This window comes from Neobacillus sp. Soil_C_43 (genome assembly GCF_057656715.1).
This window is the reverse complement of sequence record NZ_JBDGJV010000007.1, coordinates 112,658-129,560: the sequence shown is the minus strand read 5'-3', so window position 1 is coordinate 129,560 and position 16,903 is coordinate 112,658. Positions and strand designations below refer to the sequence as shown.

Genomic DNA, 16,903 nt, shown 5'->3' with positions numbered 1-16,903 from the left:
ACAGGCAAATGTTCTTCTGCAATAAAGTTGCTCTCTTTGACTTTTCTTGCAGAAGGTTATTTGACCCGAGGGGCTAGGCGCTGGAGCTGGACAATTCTCGAAGTCGAATTTTGTCTTTCTTATTATGCTAAATAGAAAAGCTCCGGAGTGCTCCGGAGCTTTTCTTGTCCTAGTTTTACGTGTATTCACACATTGTTTATCATACTATCTATTGTTTAAAAAAACTACCAAAAATTATCTTACGGTATTTTTTACTGAGCATTTAACCCTTGTTTCAATTCGTCTGTAGAATTATTCCACAATACTTCATTATGATTTTTCAAAAAGTCCGCTAGCACCTGCTTTGACTTGTCATCCATATCAGCAACGATAATATGGCGTTTAAGCGACTTATCCATGCGGTTGACATGCTCTGGAAGCGATTTATAGCCACGGCGGATTTCACGGTCAACCGTCATATAACAAGCTGTCACACCGGCATAATAAGGTCCCTCTTCATGGCGGTCAATCGTCACCCACACCAGCCAATACGGCTTACCATTTGGAACCTCTTCTTTATTCGGTAAAAATTTGATTCCCTTCTCCACCACACTGCGGGCATGCATCGCACCTACATCGATTACCGCTTCTCCCGCATCGATATCAATGAAGACAGGCGACACATTATCAAGGCTCAACACTCCTTTTCCAAACCCTTTATGGTTATCCATTGGATCGCTTTTCTTTATTATGTTAAAACCTAGCTTTTTCTTTTTTTCATCCATAGAACGTAACCCTCCTAAAAAAACATACTATAAAAGAAATTACTTAACCCTTCTAATACCCACGGGATGACGACACCAAAAATCGGCTGAATTGTAAATTGGTCCAGTGGTGTAATGACTAGTATTAAAAAGATTAAAACTCCATACTGTTCATACTGGGTCATTTTAGCACGAATATGATTCGGTGCTAAATCCTCCACGATCCGATACCCATCAAGAGGCGGAAGTGGGAGTAGATTAAAGATAAATAATACGACGTTCAGATTAATAAATATATTGAGGAAATCAATAAAATTATCAGATGGTATGGAACCAAAACGGTTTAATGCATACCAAACGATAAAGCCAATCGAAGCTAAGACTAGATTGCTTAAAGGCCCTGCAACAGAAACAAGAACGCCAGCCAGGCGCGGTTTTTTAAAATAGAACCGATTCACCGGGACAGGACGAGCCCAGCCGAAGCCGGCAATCAGAATCAAGATGGTTCCAAATGGATCAAGGTGATGAATCGGATTGAGCGTCAAACGTCCCTGTTGTTTTGCTGTCATGTCACCGAATTTATAGGCTACATAGGCATGTGCAAATTCATGAAAGGTGAACGCTAACATAAGCGTAATGACAACATAGGGAATTTCTTTTAGCGGATAGGCAAGAAAATGTTCCAAATTTTCCAATTGGTTTCTCCTTCCTTACTGAACGGAAGGCATGCCCCCGTTTTCTTTCTTCTATTATATTTCTTTAAGTATACATGAAATCGCTTGGAAAAAGAAAATCAAAAATGCCGACTATTATTGCACTTTTTTGCAGAATGAGGGAAACTTAAAACTAGTTACGTTTACAAGGAGGTAATGATCATGCCATACGTTACAGTCAAAATGCTAGAAGGACGTTCCGAAGACCAAAAAAGAGCCTTAGTGGCTAAAGTAACTGACGCTGTCAGCGAAACAACAGGCGCTCCAAAAGAAAACATCACCGTTTTCATTGAAGAAATGAGCAAGAACCACTACGGCGTCGGCGGTGTCCGCGCTAGTGATAAATAAGAAAAAGTGGAAGCGCCCTTGCGCTTCCACTTTTTTTACTGTACTTTCGCCTTCAAGCTTTCAATATACTGGTATGCTTCATCAATTTCTGCTTCGGTATAGCGCTGACTGCTTTTCAACGTAAAGACCTTATTCGCAACCTCTTCCTTTGGAAGATTATCAAAATATAATACCGTAGAAACAAGCTCAAGGAATCTAGCATTCTGCTCATTCATATCCACGAGGCAATCCTGCAGGCATGGCATGTCCACATTATTCATGCTCAAAAACTCTTTCCCAGCATCCGTCAGTGAGTAGCGATATTGAAAATAGCCGCCCTTTTTCTCTTTTACTTCATTCAGAAAGCCCATATTACAGAGCTCTTCTACTCTAGTGGTCAATTCCTCAGAGTACGGTCCGTAAAAATGGAACTGGAATCGCTCCTGAAATGGAAATTCAACCTTTTTTGCAATATATATCATCTTTTGCAGCTTTTTTCTCCCCGTAATTTCGCCGGAAACTAAAATTGCCTGCATCAGCTTCGCATGATCTTTTAACAACATTCGTCATCTCCTACTCCATTTAAACAGGTCTCTTATTATCTACCATTCAGCCTCAAAGGGCCATCTGTCTATCAACTTTCCAAAAGAGCGCGGATTTTCGCTTTACTCTCCTGACAGCCGGAATCACTCTCAAGAAAATCAGCTGGATAATAAAGCTTATGATCAGTTCTTCTTTTTCCCGAAATGGCATCCACAATCTCTGACTCTCGGGAAAGCTCCCGTAAATCCCCGTTTTTCATTAACAAATGAATCGGCAGCCGTTCCTCTTCCTCACCCGGGCGATAAAAATCATACGGTAGGTCAGAAGATGAATCGACCACCAAATAATATTCAGGGTCCATTCCCGCCTTTTGAAATAAGGAAGTTAATTCAGCAAGCTTCTTGTATTCCTTCGCAGGGTCAAATTCTGCATATTTGAATAGATTACGATTCACAAAACGAAGGCAAAGGTCGCTCAATATTGGGTCGGCCTCTTCCTGCCAAATTTGAAAATAATACATAATAACAGACTCATCTAATTTTAGATAGTCTTCTAATGTCGCTTTTTCATGAAAGAAGGACGTAAAGTGAAACGGTTCATATTTGAAAGAATAGTTTTCTTCAAATAACTGTTTCGCACGATGGAGGATTTTTGTCAAAATAACCTCCGCACTGCGGCTTACAGGATGAAAATAAACCTGCCAATACATCTGATAGCGGCTCATAATATAATCTTCGACTGCATGCATACCGCTCTTTTTAATCACAACCTGGTCTTCTCTAGGCCGCATCACGCGTAGAATCCGTTCCATATCAAATTGCCCATAGCTGACACCGGTAAAATAGGCATCACGCTGCAAATAATCCATGCGGTCAGCATCAATTTGGCTTGAAATCAGACTCACAACAAGCTTTTTCTCGGATGTTTTTTCAATCACTTCAGCTACTTGAGTAGGAAAATCCGGTCCCACCTTCAAGAGCACACGATTGACTTCTGTATCACCTAAAATAATTGCGCGGGTAAAATCTTCGTGGTCGAAACCAAAGACTTTTTCAAAGGAGTGGGAAAACGGTCCGTGCCCCAGGTCATGGAGAAGGGCCGCACACAGGGTAAGAAGTCGTTCATCATCGTTCCATTCCGGCCTTCCTGCGAACACATCGTCGATAATTCGGCGGACGATTTCGTATACTCCCAGCGAATGGTTGAATCTGCTGTGCTCTGCACCATGAAAGGTTAGAAAGGTGGTTCCAAGCTGTTTGATTCGCCGTAAACGCTGAAACTCTTTTGTTCCAATCAAGTCCCAAATCGCCAAATCACGCACGTGGACGTAGCGGTGGACGGGGTCTTTAAACACTTTTTCTTCACTCAGTTTTTCCGCCGAATATTGCATGGACTTCCCTCTTCCTCGTTGACTTTCTTTTCCCTATTATATCCCAAAAACCAGCAGAATTCTGCAGTAGTTTTCGACAAAATCAGTTTCACACAACTCTAATAAAAAAAGAAAATCACCTTAATCAGTTTGCTTAAGGTGATTATTTTATCTTTTTATTTATTTTCTCCATTAATTCCTCTTCCGTTAATGCGGCAACCGGGCGGTTATTAACGAAGGCAAAGGTCTTTTTCCGGCCAGGTCCACAGTAAGACTGGCAGCCAATTTTGACTTCGGCATTCGGATCGCAATCTTTCAAACGAGGGATCAATGTCTTTAAATTCACGGCCTGACAATCATCGCAAACACGAAATTCATTGGACATTTGGTACAACCCTTTCTACAATCAATCATTTATCTATTGTTTAGTATATCCATATTTACTCCATTGGTATTTTACATTTTCTTGTTTTTGAATGCAAGTTGCAATCTTTAGCAATCCCCATCACCAAGACTAAATCTTTCATTTAAAAAATCTAGTATCCTTTTAATCATTTTGGTATAAACCCTGAAAAACTTGTCCATCATAAGACTAGAACTTTAAAAAATTAGTCAGAAACAAGACTGCACTGTAAAGGAAATTATTTTAGGGAGTTGAAAAATATGAAAGTACGTCAAGATGCATGGACAGATGAAAATGATCTATTATTAGCTGAGACTGTCCTTCGCCATGTAAGAGAAGGAAGTACACAGCTGAATGCCTTTGAAGAGGTGGGTGACAAGCTGAACAGGACTTCTGCTGCCTGTGGCTTCAGGTGGAACGCAGTGGTTCGTCACACGTATGAAAAAGCATTGCAATTAGCTAAAAAACAGCGGAAACAAAGACAAAGAGTGCTAGGAAAAGAACAAGGTGGCAAGAAAAAGCTTCTATATAGCCCACAGATTACTACTTCTGAAGAATTTGAAGCACTACCGCTTTCTATGGAAATGCCAGTGGAAACAACGGTTGAAATGCCAGATATGACAGCAGAAATGGCCACTGAAACCTATGTAAAACCAGCAGCACCAAGCTATAAGCCAGCACCAGCAACTTCTGGAGGACTAACGCTTGATTCGGTAATTTCTTACTTACAAAACTTTCATCATGCCAATCTGCAAAATGAAGCATTAAAAAGTGAGAATGAAAGATTGAAGCGAGAGATCACCGAATTAAGGAAGCAAAATGAAGAGTTATCCAATAAGATCGCCGGACTCGAGCAAAATACGGAGACCATTCAAGAAGATTACGAGACCTTAATGAAGATTATGAACCGTGCCCGCAAGCTCGTTTTATTCGAAGAAGAAGAAAGACCTGCTACAAAATTTAAAATGGACCGTAACGGGAACCTAGAAAAAGTGGCAGAGTAAATAGAAAAGCGGAAGCGACTTGGTCAGCCCCGACAGGCAAATGTTCTTCGGCGAGAAAAGTCCGCCTTTGACTTTTATTGCCGAAGGTTATTTGACCCGAGGGGCTAGGCGCTGGAGCTAGACAATTGGGAGAAGAGAACAAGCGCAGCATCCCATTTAGAAAAGAGGTTGACTCATTCGATGAGCCAGCCTCTTTTTACCTTTCCGCTATCTTTTCATTTCGCTCGACGACCCTTTGATAATATCCGGGAAATAATGAAAGTTCATATTCGTTTAGTTGTCCGGCAACTAAATAATCACTATTGCTTTTTAACTGGTTTAATAGGCGCAGCATGACATCCCCAATCGTGAAATGTGTGCCAAGTAATTCTGAAAGAGAAGCCATAACTTCTGGCACAATTAGAGGGTATTCAAATTTGGTTGGCTCCTCTTTTTTTGCCCGTTGGTAAAATTGCTTCACCAACTCCGCCCTTGCCTTACCGCTGCCATTGACGCAAAGGTAAATTTGAACAGCAACACCTTTTTTCAGCCGTCGTTGGGAGATACCGGCGAATTTTTTCCCGTCAATACTAAGGTCATAGCTTCCAGGACAATAGGATCCGACAATTTCTCTCGCCTCTATTCTGTGCGGAAAATCAGAAAACATGCGCTGAATCAAGTCCCACATCGCATCATAGCCGCGGTTTATATCAATACCCTTTTCAGCCTCTGGAAAAATTAACGAGATATTGAGGACACCTTTATCCAAAACGACCGCCAAGCCACCGGAGTTCCTAACAATAGACTGATAGCCCTCTTGCTTTAAATAGTCGATGCCTTCCTGTAAGAATGGCAGTTTCGTATCCTGTATTCCTAGCACTACGGTATTGTGATGAACCCAGGTCCGCGCTGTGGCTGGTGCATTTCCGGTTCCAACCGAGGCACACAAGGTATCATCCGTGCCAAAGGATTGTGTTGCTTGAAAATGAATGCCAACTGCAGACTGGTCAATGATTCGCCACTCTGGCTGGCGCAGTAAACCTTCCATTCGCCTAACTCCTTACCCGTCAGATAGAGTTATTTTATCAAAAAGAGAGGGTTGGTGACAAAAAAGAGCCAGCCCACCTCGGACTAGCTCTCTAAAACCAACTCTTTCTATAATCCTTGTGCAGCTGTAATCAATGCCAGCTTGTACACATCTTCTTCGTTACAACCGCGAGACAGATCGTTTACCGGTGCATTTAGTCCTTGTAAAATCGGGCCAACTGCCTCGAATCCACCTAAACGCTGTGCAATCTTGTAACCGATGTTTCCTGCTTCCAGACTTGGGAAAATAAACACGTTCGCATCCCCTTGAAGTACAGAGCCAGGTGCCTTACTTTTTGCCACAGATGGAACAAAAGCCGCATCAAATTGGAACTCGCCGTCCAATACTAGTGAAGCATCACGACGCTTTGCTTCTTCCACTGCTGCAATCACTTTTTCTGTTTCAGGAGACTTCGCTGAACCCTTTGTTGAAAAACTCAACATGGCAACACGTGGCTCCATATCGAACATTTCAGCCGTTTTCGCGCTTTCAATGGCGATCTCTGCTAAATCATTGCTGTCTGGTGCAATATTGATAGCACAATCGGCAAATACATACTTCTCGTCCTCACGAACCATGATGAACACACCAGAAGTTTTCTTAACGCCTTCTTTTGTTTTAATAATTTGCAAGGCAGGACGCACTGTATCTGCAGTCGAATGTGCCGCACCACTGACAAGACCGTGCGCTTTCTTCGTATATACGAGCATCGTGCCGAAATAGTTTTCATCTAGTAAAATCTTACGTGCATCTTCTTCCGTTGCTTTTCCTTTACGGCGCTCAACAAACGCAGCAACAAGTTCATCCATACCCGCATAAGTTGCCGGATCATAGATTTCAGCAGCATCTAAAGAAACGCCAAGCTCATTTGCTTTGGCCTGCACTTGTTCAATATTACCTACTAGAATCGGTGTGATTAATTTTTCCTCTGCTAAACGGGCTGTCGCTCTAACAATCCGCTCGTCTAAGCCCTCTGGAAAAACAATACGCAAATCACGGCCGGAAACTTTTTGTTTTAACCCTTCAAATAAATCACTCACAATGAAATCCTCCCTTTTAAAAAAACTACCCCTATTAGCATACTTTACCAAAGTAAAATTTCAAGCAAAGTACGTCACAGATAACGGTTTCATCGAAATGTTTTTGTTTTCAAAAAATTACACTCTCGATTTTACTATTTACCCATTTTAATAAAAATATCCACTTATCTTCAATTAAGGTTTTATTGAGGCTTCACTTGGTCAAACTATGTTATAGTTAAGAGTGTTAATAAGAAGAATCATTATTTAGGAGTGATTTTAATGAGTGAAGCAGCACAAACGCTTGACGGATGGTATTGCCTGCATGATTTCCGTACAGTTGATTGGACAACGTGGAAGATGCTTTCAAGTGATGAGCGCCAAGCCGCTATCCATGAGTTTCTAAGTCTAGTTGAAAAATGGAACCAAACACAGGAACGTAAAGAAGGCAGTCATGCTTTATATACAATTGTTGGTCAAAAGGCTGATTTTATGATGATGATTTTACGTCCAACAATGGAAGAATTAAATGCGATTGAAACAGAATTTAACAAAACAAAATTAGCAGAATTCACGATTCCTGCTCATTCGTATGTTTCGGTTGTGGAGTTAAGCAACTACCTGCCAGCAGGAGAAGATCCATACCAGAACCCACAAATTTTGGCGCGCCTTTACCCGACGCTTCCAAAAACGAAGCATGTTTGCTTCTATCCAATGGATAAGCGCCGTCAAGGCAATGACAACTGGTATATGCTTCCGATGGAAGAACGCCGCAATATGATGCGCAGCCACGGAATGATCGGCCGTACATATGCAGGGAAAGTTAAGCAGATCATCACTGGTTCAGTTGGCTTCGATGATTACGAATGGGGCGTTACCCTGTTCGCAGAAGATGTTCTTCAGTTCAAGAAGCTTATCTATGAAATGCGTTTTGATGAGGTAAGTGCTCGCTACGGCGAATTTGGAGCCTTCTTCGTTGGGAATCTTCTCGAAGAAGAACGCGTATCCACATTCCTTCACGTATAATACGAAAAGTTCTCAGGCCATGGCTTGAGAGCTTTTTTGTTTTCCTGCCAAAAGCCAGTCATATTTCCCCCAACCCCTTCATACTATTTAAACAGCGAGTCTCAAATAAAGCTCCGTATGTCTCATCAAGGTGAGGTGAGAAAAAAGTAGCATACCAACTGTAACCCTTTGGGCTTCTTTGGAGTATGAATAAACTGTTGGGCGATTCGTTCAATTATTTTAGGAGGGGAAAAGATGAACCAATATAACAATCCACAAGGATTTCAGCCTTATACTGGAGTAGCTGGACAAAACCGTGCACAACCTATGGGTGGAGGGCAAGGCTTCCCACAATTCCCGCCACCATCAACAGGACAGATGCAGCAGCAAATGGGGCAAATGCCGCAAATGCCACAAATGCCACCAGCTGGTGGAGGGGGCGGGCAAGGTATGCTTCCAATTGAGCAATCGTACATTGAAAATATTCTACGTTTAAACAAAGGAAAACTTGTTAGTGTTTTTGCAACCTTCGAGGGTAACAATCAATGGAACGCGAAAGAATTTAAAGGAATTATTGAGGCGGCAGGAAGAGACCATGTTATTTTAAGTGATCCGCAAGCCGGTACTCGTTTCCTTATTCCGATGGTTGCGGTCGATTACATTACGTTTGCTGAAGAAATCGAATATGAATATCCATATGGTGCAGCACCAGGCTTAGGTACTTATCAGCCAAGATAATAAGAAAAGCGGAAGCGCCTTGATCAGCCCCGACAGGCAAATGTTCTTCTGCAAGAAAAGTCGCTCTTTGACTTTTATTGCAGAAGGTTATTTGACCCGAGGGGCTAGGCGCTGGAGCTGGACAATTCTCGAAGTCGAATTTTATACTTCTGATTATGCTAAAAAGGCATTGGGCTATAACCCAATGCCTTTTTTAGATTAAAAATGTTTAACCGCTCCAACAATCATCAGGATCCATGCCGCTAAGAAGCACACTCCGCCAATTGGTGTGATAGCTCCCAATACGCCTACTTTTGTTAAGCTTAATGCGTACAAGCTGCCGCTAAATAGGATGATTCCAGCTAACATTAACCATCCGGACCAGGCAAATTGTGAGCTTGCTGCTACTTTTCCAAGAAGTAGACCAATAATTAATATGCCGGTTGCGTGAAACATTTGGTAGGTCACGCCTGTTTTCCAAATCTCAAGATAATGAGCATCTAGCTTGTCCTTTAATCCATGTGCGCCAAAGGCACCAAGTGCTACTGCTAAAAAGGCATTAATCGCCCCTATTACGATAAAAGCTTTCATTTTGTATTTCCTCCCATTTTAAAAATCAAATAATGAATCTCCGTTTGCTTCGTTGTCCATTTCTAGTTTTTTTCCCTGTTGGACGGGTGCCGGTTGTTGAAAGATGGGTTGATTCATAATCGGCTGTTGAAAAACTGGCTGTGCGGCCACTGGCTGCTGATAGGCAGGTTGTGTTTGTACTGGCCTCGCGGCTGCAGGAGCGTTCAACAGTCGTTCACTCTGTGCTGCTGGCTTATCATCCAGTATCAATTCGCATAATATTTTAATAGAGTATACCTTTTCCCGCAAGCTTTCTTGCATTTGAGCCGTTTTTGCTTGTTTTAATTCTTCTTCTATTTTAGTTAAGAGCTTTTGGATGGATATGTTCATTTGTGACACCTCTATTTTCAGTCTCGTTTCTATTCTACCTGATATTCAACTATTTTACGAAAAATTGACCCATCCACCATTCGACATGTTCCACGTGAAACAAGTCGAATAAAGCAAAAAGCCCGTACCATATTCCGGTACGGGTTTCTTTTATCCTAAAATTCGTTGATAGATGGTTTTTGCGTGTGTTAAATCTTTGGTTCCATGGACCAAAGCGCGGCCATCTTGAAAAATAACCATCCGTTCTTCGCCCATTTCCACAGATAGCAGATAGGGATTACCTTTCACTACATAACCTAGTGAGTTAAGCTGCCCGGCAAGCCGTTCCAAGGAAATTTCACTAGCAACCCCAGGTCGGATTTGCACGGTATCGCGTCCGCACAGCACCGTCGTTTTCGTCATATTCTCATAATCCAGATACGGATACGTTCGCTCCTCGCCGCATGATAAGCAGCCAGCAAACTTCGCCTTCGACATCTTTAAACTCGTATATTCATTTCTCCATAAATCAAAACTGACAAACGATGTGCGGACAGCATCATAATCTTCAACCAGAATCTTTAGCGCTTCCGCGGTTTGATGCGCAATAACCATCTGTACAGCAGGAGAAATAATGCCACCTGTATCACAGGTCAGCCCCTGGAGCGGAATCGATCGTAACAAGCAGTTAAGACAAGGTGTTTTCCCTGGAATAATGGAAAAACTCATCCCATAGCTGCCGACACAAGCGCCGTAGATCCACGGAATCATGTATTTTTGCGATACATCATTCATCGCCATCCGCGTCTCAAAATTATCGGTTGCATCCATCATCAAATCCACACCGACTACCAATTCCTCCAGCAATTCAGGAGTCGCATCACCGATGATTGCCCGAATCTCTACATCGGAGTTGATAGCACGCAGGCGCTTTTCTGCAGCCGCAGCCTTTGGTAGCTTTTCAGAGACATCTTCCTCCGTATAAAGCTGCTGCCGTTGCAAATTACTCGCTTCGACATAATCCCGATCAATAATCGTCAACTTGCCCACGCCAGACCGGACCAAAACCTCGGCACTTCCCGACCCTAACGCTCCGGCGCCGATAATCAGTACATGTTTTCTCCTAATCTTCTCTTGCCCTTCTTTACCGATCCCTGGAAAGAGAACTTGCCGTGAATACCTTTCATCCATACTGAATCAGCCCCCGCTAACCGGAGGAATGAACGCAATGATATCACCATCAGAGATAACCTCATCATTGGAAGCAAACTCTTCATTGATCGCTGTCATCACCGTATCCATTTTAGGCAAGTTATAGTTGGCAGTTAAATCAGCCTTTAACTCAGCAACGGTTTTACCGCTTGCATCGATCGAAAGGAACTCCTCACCGCCGATTGCATCTCGTAAATGGGCAAAAAATAGTACCTTATTCATTCATGTCACTCTCCTCAGGCTTGCCGCTTGGATATGCGACCGTTTCAAGTTGATTGCCCATCCATTCTTCGCCGTCTTCCCAGTGCTCTTTCTTCCAGATGGGAACAATTTCCTTAATCCGTTCAATCGCATAACGGTTGGCTTCATATGCATCTGCACGGTGCGGGGTAGAAACGGCAATCACTACCGCTACATCGGTAATATCTAAACGACCAACGCGGTGAGTAATTGCGACACATGAACCTTCCCAGCGCTGTTCAATCTCGGCACCGATTTGCTCCAGCTTTTTCACAGCCATGGCTTCATACGCCTCATAAATGAGAAATAACGTTTTCTTTCCCTTCGTTAATTCACGGACGGTACCAATAAAGGTCGTAATCGCACCCGCCTCGCGCTGAACGACTTTATCAATCACTGCTTGGATATCAATCGGTTCTTTTGAAATCTCGAACATTTTCATTTATTCCACCTCTTCTGACAAGCGCTTTGGCTCTGCATTTTCCACTACTTGATAGCCGCCAATCTTTTCTACTTGTTCTTTGAACGCAGGGGATTGGATCAGCTCAACTAGCTGTCTTCCGTTGTCACTTTCATAAAAGCTTCTTGTCATCACTAAATCATATTCTTCATCGGCAACAGGAATAAAATCTAGGTCCATTGCTTTCGCTGCAGGGTAGATTCCGAGTCCGGCACCATAACTGTCACCCTTGACCTCTGCCGCTACGGCAAGATGGGAGAACATTTCCCGCTCATAGCCAATGATATCTTCTGAGGAGAGTCCCTCTTCCGAGAGCAGCAAATCAAACAGAATTCTTGTACCGGCTCCTTTTTGGCGGTTGACGAAATTCGCCTTACCTCTAACCAAATCAGCAACAGTTTCTATTTCAAGTGGATTTCCTTTTGGTAAAATCCAGCCTTGCTTTCTTTTTAAAAATGGATACAGAACCACGTCTTGACCCGCTAGAATTTTGTTTACATATGAAACATTATATTGCTTTTTACTTGGGTCAAGCAAATGAATGCCCGCTACATGGGCCTCACCTTTTCGAATCGCCATAATTCCAGCCATACTGCCAACATGCGATGAAACAATTTTTCTTTCCGTATGAACTCGTTTCAATTGGGATGATAATAGATCAATCGTCATATCGTGGCTGCCGCTAAACACAATGGAGTTTCTCACTTCTTCCAGCGGTCGTAACAGCTCCACCTCCGCAAAGTCTCCTTGCTCATAACCAATGATATTTGGCGGTACGATTAAGAGGCCATCTGCTCTGACATAGGACATCGTTACACCGGCTGCCCTTGTCAGTGGATTAGCAACAAATTGGCCATTCACATAGCCGATATTCATTCGAACAAAGTCCTCTGCACCCATGGACGAGACAATGCGGCGGCCAAGCTTAACCGTTACCGTCTGTCTTTTTGGTTCAGGAATTCCTAAGTACTTACACACTAATGGACGGACAAACCACTCCAAGGCCAAATAGGCGGAAACCGGATACCCTGGAACACCAACAACGATTTTCCCATTTATTTTTCCTAAAATAACAGGCTTTCCAGGCCGTGCGGCGACCCCATGGGTATAGACGGTGCCAATTTCTCCAATAATGTGCACCGTGAAGTCCTTCCGTCCTGCAGAAGAACCGGCATTGATGACAATAATATCGGAGGTTTCCGATGCCGCCAAAAGGGCTTCTTTAATTTTTTCCGGCTCGTCCTTAACAATGGAATGGAGCTTCGGCTCTCCGCCCCACTCTTTTATAAAATTGGCAAAAACCGTGCCATTGAATTCAATAATATTCCCAGAAGACAGCTCTGATTCTGCCTCAACCAGTTCATTCCCGGTTGGAATGATCGTCACCACTGGTTTTTTGACGATAGGAATGGAGGTTTGCTGTGCAGCAAGCAATACACCCAAATCTGCTGGTCTTAATACATGTCCTTGCGGGAACAGCATTTCCTCCTGAACGATATCTTCCCCAATCGGGCGGATATGCTGCCAAGGTGTGGCTGGCTCAATAATTTCAATCGTTTCGTCATCGATTACATCCACATGTTCAATCATAATCACGGCATTAAATGGGGATGGAATCGCATTGCCTGTATCTACATAGCAAAATTGACTGCCTTTTTTTAGCTGCAGTGGATTTTGCTCATGTGCTTGATAGGTACTTTCTGCCACTACAGCAATGCCATCCATCGCTGAAGCATGATAATGGGGCATCGAAACCCGTGCAAAAATCGGTTCAGCCGTTGCTCGTCCCAAAGCTTCTGTTGCTGAGATATATTCCGTTTCAGAGGGCAGCTGTTGTGCCGCAAGAATTTCTTCTCTCGCTTCCGCTCGGGGTTTATCTTCTAAATAAATTTTCCGCTTATAATATGTCTGCTCCATTTGCCTTTTCCCCCTATCGCGATGCAATCACAGGAACGTATTCACCCTGTGAAATTCCCTCTTTTTCTGAACTAATCTCAACCATTCCATCGCTTTTAACGAGTGTGGTAATTAAGCCTGATTTTCCGATAATCGGCTCCGCCCACCATTCTCCCTCTTTTTCAACTAGACGGACACGAATATAATCAGATCGTCCCGGGGAGGATGGGATATTCTTTGTGATTCTTGCAAATATCCGCTCTGGTTTTCGCTCTACTTTTTCCCCCATCAGCTTTCGTAAAATTCTTTCACCGAATAAACGGAAGATAATCATCGCAGACGCAGGGTGTCCCGGTAGCCCAATGACTGGTTTCCCATCTGCCATAGCAAGGATGGTTGGTTTCCCTGGTTTAATGGAAATTCCATGGACAAATACTCCCGGATCCCCTAAGGATTGAATGACCTCAGTGGTATAATCCTTTGCCCCAACAGAGCTTCCTCCTGAAAGAATCAGGCAATCCACTTGATCGTAAAGCTCTCTCGCTTTTTGACGGAAGACTTCAAAATCATCCCTTACAATACCACCGTATACAACGTCTACATTCCATTCACGGGCTAACCCTGAGATGGTTAAGTGATTGATGTCGCGAATTTGCCCTTCTTGGAGGGTTTCTGTTTGATAGGGAACAATTTCATCTCCGGACGATAAGTAGCCGACCTTCAATTGACGAAAGACCGTTACATGGGTAATCCCTAAGGAGGCCAAGGCCCCTAATTCCTGAGGACGAAGCTTTGTCCCAGCGGTTAGGAGGGTTTCTCCTTCTTTTATATCCTCACCGGCTCTTATCACATTTTCGCCTGGTGCAATTTGCTTATACGTATTTAAGAGGCCATCGAGGTCCTCGCAATGTTCAATCATTATGACACTATCACTGCCTGAAGGCATCATCCCGCCAGTTGGCACGTAGACAGCATTGCCCGTGCAAACCATAGAATGAGGGACTTCGCCCATTTTCACTTCCCCAGTTACAGTAAGGAATCCAGGCATTGATTCAGAGGAACCATACGTATCCTTCGCTTTTACAGCATATCCATCCACAGTTGAGCGGTCAAAGCTCGGGACATTTTCCTTGGCTACGACCGGCTCGGCAAGAATGTAATGGAGCGCTTCTTCCAGCACCCGCACCTCTTTTTGTGGCATTACCGGTATATATTCCTCAATTAAGGAATATGTCTCTTCCACTGTTTTTACTTTGAAAAATTGCATGGTTCCCCTTTTCCCCCTTGTGTCATTATACGAAAGTATAAAATTCGACTTCGAGAATTGTCTAGCTCCAGCGCCTAGCCCCTCGGGTCAAATAACCTTCGGCAATAAAAGTCAAAAGGCGGACTTTTCTCGCCGAAGAACATTTGCCTGTCGGGGCTGAACAAGGCGCTTGCGCTTTTCTATTCTGCTTCGGCCCACTTTTTAGCATCTTCATACTCATTCGGGTGGTTCATATTAAAAAAGACCTTTTCAAGATCGAAGTGACTATGAGATTGCAATTCTTTTTCCGTAACATACAACACCTGTAAGCGATTCAGAAGGTGCTTCATTCGAAGTGTTCCTTCTTCAATACTCCCAGCCACTTCACCTGCAATCTCCTTTTTAAAGACAGCAAAAAGTGGGTGCTGTATTCCATTGATCACAGGTATGACGGCATCGTAATGGCTACAGAGGTGGACGAGCGTTTGCGCCAGTTCTCCTGAAACAAACGGCATATCACAGGCAACAATCACATTCACATCATAGTTCGAGTGAGTTAAGCCTGCATGAACCCCTGCGAGTGGCCCCATACCAGGATAATGGTCTTTTACCATCTTCAATCCTAAAAATTCATAAGATTCAGGATTGTTGGTTACTAGAATTATATCATCAAAGAGGGGCTTTAGCGTATCTGCAATTCTTTCGATGTTTGTTTTCTCGTTTATTTTTAGCAGGGCCTTGTTTGTGCCCATTCTGCTAGATTTTCCACCTGATAAAATAATAGCCGCAGCCTTCACCTTAGCACCTTCTTAGTTTTTGTTTCTGTTAACTTGTCTGTTGATTTCCGCTCCAGGCACAAGCGGTTCGTGGGCGTCTCGGCGCATGCACCTGCGGGGTCTCCCCTGACCCGTACTCCCACAGGGTCTTCGTGCCTTCCGCTCCAATCAACAGTGCCAAAAACCTATCAGTTTAAACAAAGCCTAATTGTCTACTTTTTTTATACCTACCGCGTTATATCCATTTTCTTGGGCGACGAAGTCTAAATGGATGCTGTTTAAGTCTAGTAATGCGGCAGAGGGTTTGTTGATATATTGTCTTGTATCAATAATTTTAATATAGCCATTACACTCATCGCAAACTTGAATTTGCGAAACAGCATCGCCTTCAATCGTTAAAAACTGAATGGTTTTGTGGTCTTCATTGCCGCAGTGCGAGCACTCCAGGCGTCTAGCATGCCAATGTGCCAGACAGCGCGGGCAGTGCATCACTTTTTTTCCCTCTTCCTCAAGAGACGCTATTCTTACCGGTTCTCCGCAGACTGGGCAGCCGGCTCCTGGAACAGTCTTATCTATGTCCTTTTGGACCTTTTCAGCAGTTACTTGTAAATAAGGTCGAAGGGCTGTTTCAGCCAGGAATTGCGGAATCCATTCTTCCAGTCCATTTGCTTGTGCAAAACCAACAAAATACACATGATTGATGGAAAATGCCTCTTCAATCCACTTCACCGCTACTTCTTCATTCAATAGATTACCAATACTAGCTAGTTTTGGCTCTAATTCTGGATTAAACTTTACTAGCATGGAATTTATTTCCTCTATCCACTGTAGGAATAGTGAAATTTCAAAATCAATAGCCGTAAATGATGCGACTGGTATCCCTGCGGCCATAGCTGCCTTATCTAGATTGGGCCTGATGGTCTCTCTATCTATCTGTTGTTTCCACTGTTCTTGAAGCTTCACAATTTCCTTCTGCAATTCCTGGTACTCTTTTGAAACAACGGATTTAATCATCGTTGCTGCACCTCATTCTTTTATTTTTGTCTCTGTTAAACTTGCCTGTTGATTTCCGCTCCAGGCACAAGCGGTTCGTGGGTGTTTCGGCGAGCCTCCTCGGCGCATGCGCCTGCGGGGTCTCCCCTGAACCATACTCCCACAGGAGTCTTCGTGCCTTCCGCTCCAATCAACAGGGTGTAAAAATCAACACTGTTCTTTAACACAGCCT

20 protein-coding genes are annotated in these 16,903 nt (G+C 43.3%); 4 read left to right on the top strand and 16 right to left on the bottom strand.

What is annotated here, in order from left to right:
* Positions 1-251: 251 nt before the first annotated feature.
* Entirely contained in the window at positions 252-764 is a 513-nt protein-coding gene (locus AC3A54_RS11750; RefSeq protein ID WP_309857468.1) for a YwhD family protein, read from the bottom strand.
* Positions 765-778: 14 nt separating this feature from the next.
* Positions 779-1,429, bottom strand: a complete 651-nt coding sequence (locus tag AC3A54_RS11745; RefSeq protein ID WP_335545851.1) for a site-2 protease family protein — start codon at positions 1,427-1,429, stop codon at positions 779-781.
* Between the two features lie 189 nt (positions 1,430-1,618).
* Here AC3A54_RS11745 and thmT point away from each other — a divergent pair, with 189 nt between their 5' ends.
* Positions 1,619-1,804 (top strand): 2-hydroxymuconate tautomerase, encoded by a 186-nt coding sequence (thmT, locus tag AC3A54_RS11740; protein ID WP_335545843.1) that lies wholly within the window; start codon positions 1,619-1,621, stop codon positions 1,802-1,804.
* A 35-nt stretch (positions 1,805-1,839) separates the two neighbouring features.
* Here the strand turns inward: thmT and AC3A54_RS11735 are convergent, their stop codons facing one another.
* The 3 genes from AC3A54_RS11735 to AC3A54_RS11725 form a co-directional block, all read right to left on the bottom strand.
* Positions 1,840-2,343 (bottom strand): YwgA family protein, encoded by a 504-nt coding sequence (locus tag AC3A54_RS11735; protein ID WP_335545849.1) that lies wholly within the window; start codon positions 2,341-2,343, stop codon positions 1,840-1,842.
* Between the two features lie 74 nt (positions 2,344-2,417).
* Positions 2,418-3,716, bottom strand: a complete 1,299-nt coding sequence (locus AC3A54_RS11730) for an HD domain-containing protein (RefSeq protein ID WP_335545840.1) — start codon at positions 3,714-3,716, stop codon at positions 2,418-2,420.
* Positions 3,717-3,858: 142 nt separating this feature from the next.
* Positions 3,859-4,080 (bottom strand): YuzB family protein, encoded by a 222-nt coding sequence (locus AC3A54_RS11725; RefSeq protein ID WP_307283366.1) that lies wholly within the window; start codon positions 4,078-4,080, stop codon positions 3,859-3,861.
* Positions 4,081-4,358: 278 nt separating this feature from the next.
* Here AC3A54_RS11725 and AC3A54_RS11720 point away from each other — a divergent pair, with 278 nt between their 5' ends.
* Entirely contained in the window at positions 4,359-5,102 is a 744-nt protein-coding gene (locus AC3A54_RS11720) for an RsfA family transcriptional regulator (protein WP_487654597.1), read from the top strand.
* Positions 5,103-5,298: 196 nt separating this feature from the next.
* Here AC3A54_RS11720 and lipL read toward each other — a convergent pair whose 3' ends face one another.
* Together lipL and pta are read right to left on the bottom strand one after the other, a co-directional pair.
* Complete coding sequence (gene lipL / locus AC3A54_RS11715; protein WP_487654596.1) at positions 5,299-6,129, bottom strand: octanoyl-[GcvH]:protein N-octanoyltransferase; 831 nt, start codon at positions 6,127-6,129, stop codon at positions 5,299-5,301.
* Positions 6,130-6,236: 107 nt separating this feature from the next.
* On the bottom strand, positions 6,237-7,208 hold the full coding sequence (pta, locus tag AC3A54_RS11710; RefSeq protein ID WP_335526693.1) for a phosphate acetyltransferase: 972 nt from the start codon (positions 7,206-7,208) through the stop codon (positions 6,237-6,239).
* 261 nt (positions 7,209-7,469) lie between these two features.
* On the opposite strand from pta, the gene hemQ reads away from it, so the two are divergent.
* Both hemQ and gerQ read left to right on the top strand, forming a co-directional pair.
* Complete coding sequence (gene hemQ / locus AC3A54_RS11705) at positions 7,470-8,213, top strand: hydrogen peroxide-dependent heme synthase (RefSeq protein WP_487654595.1); 744 nt, start codon at positions 7,470-7,472, stop codon at positions 8,211-8,213.
* Positions 8,214-8,447: 234 nt separating this feature from the next.
* Entirely contained in the window at positions 8,448-8,930 is a 483-nt protein-coding gene (gene gerQ, locus AC3A54_RS11700; RefSeq protein ID WP_487654594.1) for a spore coat protein GerQ, read from the top strand.
* Between the two features lie 198 nt (positions 8,931-9,128).
* Here gerQ and AC3A54_RS11695 read toward each other — a convergent pair whose 3' ends face one another.
* From AC3A54_RS11695 to AC3A54_RS11655, 9 genes are all read right to left on the bottom strand, one after another.
* On the bottom strand, positions 9,129-9,500 hold the full coding sequence (locus tag AC3A54_RS11695) for a DUF423 domain-containing protein (protein ID WP_308081767.1): 372 nt from the start codon (positions 9,498-9,500) through the stop codon (positions 9,129-9,131).
* An 18-nt stretch (positions 9,501-9,518) separates the two neighbouring features.
* Positions 9,519-9,869 (bottom strand): YwdI family protein, encoded by a 351-nt coding sequence (locus AC3A54_RS11690; RefSeq protein ID WP_487654593.1) that lies wholly within the window; start codon positions 9,867-9,869, stop codon positions 9,519-9,521.
* A 150-nt stretch (positions 9,870-10,019) separates the two neighbouring features.
* Positions 10,020-11,039: a thiazole biosynthesis adenylyltransferase ThiF gene (locus tag AC3A54_RS11685; RefSeq protein ID WP_487654592.1), complete on the bottom strand. Its 1,020-nt coding sequence runs from the start codon at positions 11,037-11,039 to the stop codon at positions 10,020-10,022.
* Between the two features lie 6 nt (positions 11,040-11,045).
* Positions 11,046-11,282, bottom strand: coding sequence for a molybdopterin converting factor subunit 1 (moaD, locus tag AC3A54_RS11680; RefSeq protein WP_335545829.1), 237 nt, complete (start codon positions 11,280-11,282; stop codon positions 11,046-11,048).
* Positions 11,275-11,742: a molybdenum cofactor biosynthesis protein MoaE gene (locus AC3A54_RS11675; protein WP_487654591.1), complete on the bottom strand. Its 468-nt coding sequence runs from the start codon at positions 11,740-11,742 to the stop codon at positions 11,275-11,277. The genes moaD and AC3A54_RS11675 overlap by 8 nt, the downstream gene beginning before the upstream one ends.
* The gene (locus AC3A54_RS11670; RefSeq protein WP_487654590.1) at positions 11,743-13,677 is read right to left on the bottom strand and encodes a molybdopterin biosynthesis protein; all 1,935 of its coding nucleotides are present in this window, start codon (positions 13,675-13,677) and stop codon (positions 11,743-11,745) included.
* Positions 13,678-13,690: 13 nt separating this feature from the next.
* Complete coding sequence (locus AC3A54_RS11665) at positions 13,691-14,923, bottom strand: molybdopterin molybdotransferase MoeA (RefSeq protein WP_487654589.1); 1,233 nt, start codon at positions 14,921-14,923, stop codon at positions 13,691-13,693.
* A gap of 179 nt (positions 14,924-15,102) precedes the next feature.
* Entirely contained in the window at positions 15,103-15,699 is a 597-nt protein-coding gene (mobA, locus tag AC3A54_RS11660) for a molybdenum cofactor guanylyltransferase (RefSeq protein WP_487654588.1), read from the bottom strand.
* Positions 15,700-15,882: 183 nt separating this feature from the next.
* Positions 15,883-16,692, bottom strand: a complete 810-nt coding sequence (locus AC3A54_RS11655) for a formate dehydrogenase accessory protein FdhE (protein ID WP_487654587.1) — start codon at positions 16,690-16,692, stop codon at positions 15,883-15,885.
* Positions 16,693-16,903: the final 211 nt, after the last annotated feature.

Excerpts from the sequence above, each read along its gene's own strand:
- AC3A54_RS11665 (WP_487654589.1), bottom strand. The coding sequence starts at position 14,923 with ATGCAATTTTTCAAAGTAAAAACAGTGGAAGAGACATATTCCTTAATT.
- AC3A54_RS11670 (WP_487654590.1), bottom strand. The coding sequence starts at position 13,677 with ATGGAGCAGACATATTATAAGCGGAAAATTTATTTAGAAGATAAACCC.
- AC3A54_RS11685 (WP_487654592.1), bottom strand. The coding sequence starts at position 11,039 with ATGGATGAAAGGTATTCACGGCAAGTTCTCTTTCCAGGGATCGGTAAA.
- AC3A54_RS11695 (WP_308081767.1), bottom strand. The coding sequence starts at position 9,500 with ATGAAAGCTTTTATCGTAATAGGGGCGATTAATGCCTTTTTAGCAGTA.
- gerQ (WP_487654594.1), top strand. The coding sequence starts at position 8,448 with ATGAACCAATATAACAATCCACAAGGATTTCAGCCTTATACTGGAGTA.
- AC3A54_RS11655 (WP_487654587.1), bottom strand. The coding sequence starts at position 16,692 with ATGATTAAATCCGTTGTTTCAAAAGAGTACCAGGAATTGCAGAAGGAA.
- thmT (WP_335545843.1), top strand. The coding sequence starts at position 1,619 with ATGCCATACGTTACAGTCAAAATGCTAGAAGGACGTTCCGAAGACCAA.
- AC3A54_RS11690 (WP_487654593.1), bottom strand. The coding sequence starts at position 9,869 with ATGAACATATCCATCCAAAAGCTCTTAACTAAAATAGAAGAAGAATTA.
- hemQ (WP_487654595.1), top strand. The coding sequence starts at position 7,470 with ATGAGTGAAGCAGCACAAACGCTTGACGGATGGTATTGCCTGCATGAT.
- AC3A54_RS11730 (WP_335545840.1), bottom strand. The coding sequence starts at position 3,716 with ATGCAATATTCGGCGGAAAAACTGAGTGAAGAAAAAGTGTTTAAAGAC.
- lipL (WP_487654596.1), bottom strand. The coding sequence starts at position 6,129 with ATGGAAGGTTTACTGCGCCAGCCAGAGTGGCGAATCATTGACCAGTCT.
- AC3A54_RS11725 (WP_307283366.1), bottom strand. The coding sequence starts at position 4,080 with ATGTCCAATGAATTTCGTGTTTGCGATGATTGTCAGGCCGTGAATTTA.
- AC3A54_RS11720 (WP_487654597.1), top strand. The coding sequence starts at position 4,359 with ATGAAAGTACGTCAAGATGCATGGACAGATGAAAATGATCTATTATTA.
- moaD (WP_335545829.1), bottom strand. The coding sequence starts at position 11,282 with ATGAATAAGGTACTATTTTTTGCCCATTTACGAGATGCAATCGGCGGT.
- AC3A54_RS11675 (WP_487654591.1), bottom strand. The coding sequence starts at position 11,742 with ATGAAAATGTTCGAGATTTCAAAAGAACCGATTGATATCCAAGCAGTG.
- AC3A54_RS11750 (WP_309857468.1), bottom strand. The coding sequence starts at position 764 with ATGGATGAAAAAAAGAAAAAGCTAGGTTTTAACATAATAAAGAAAAGC.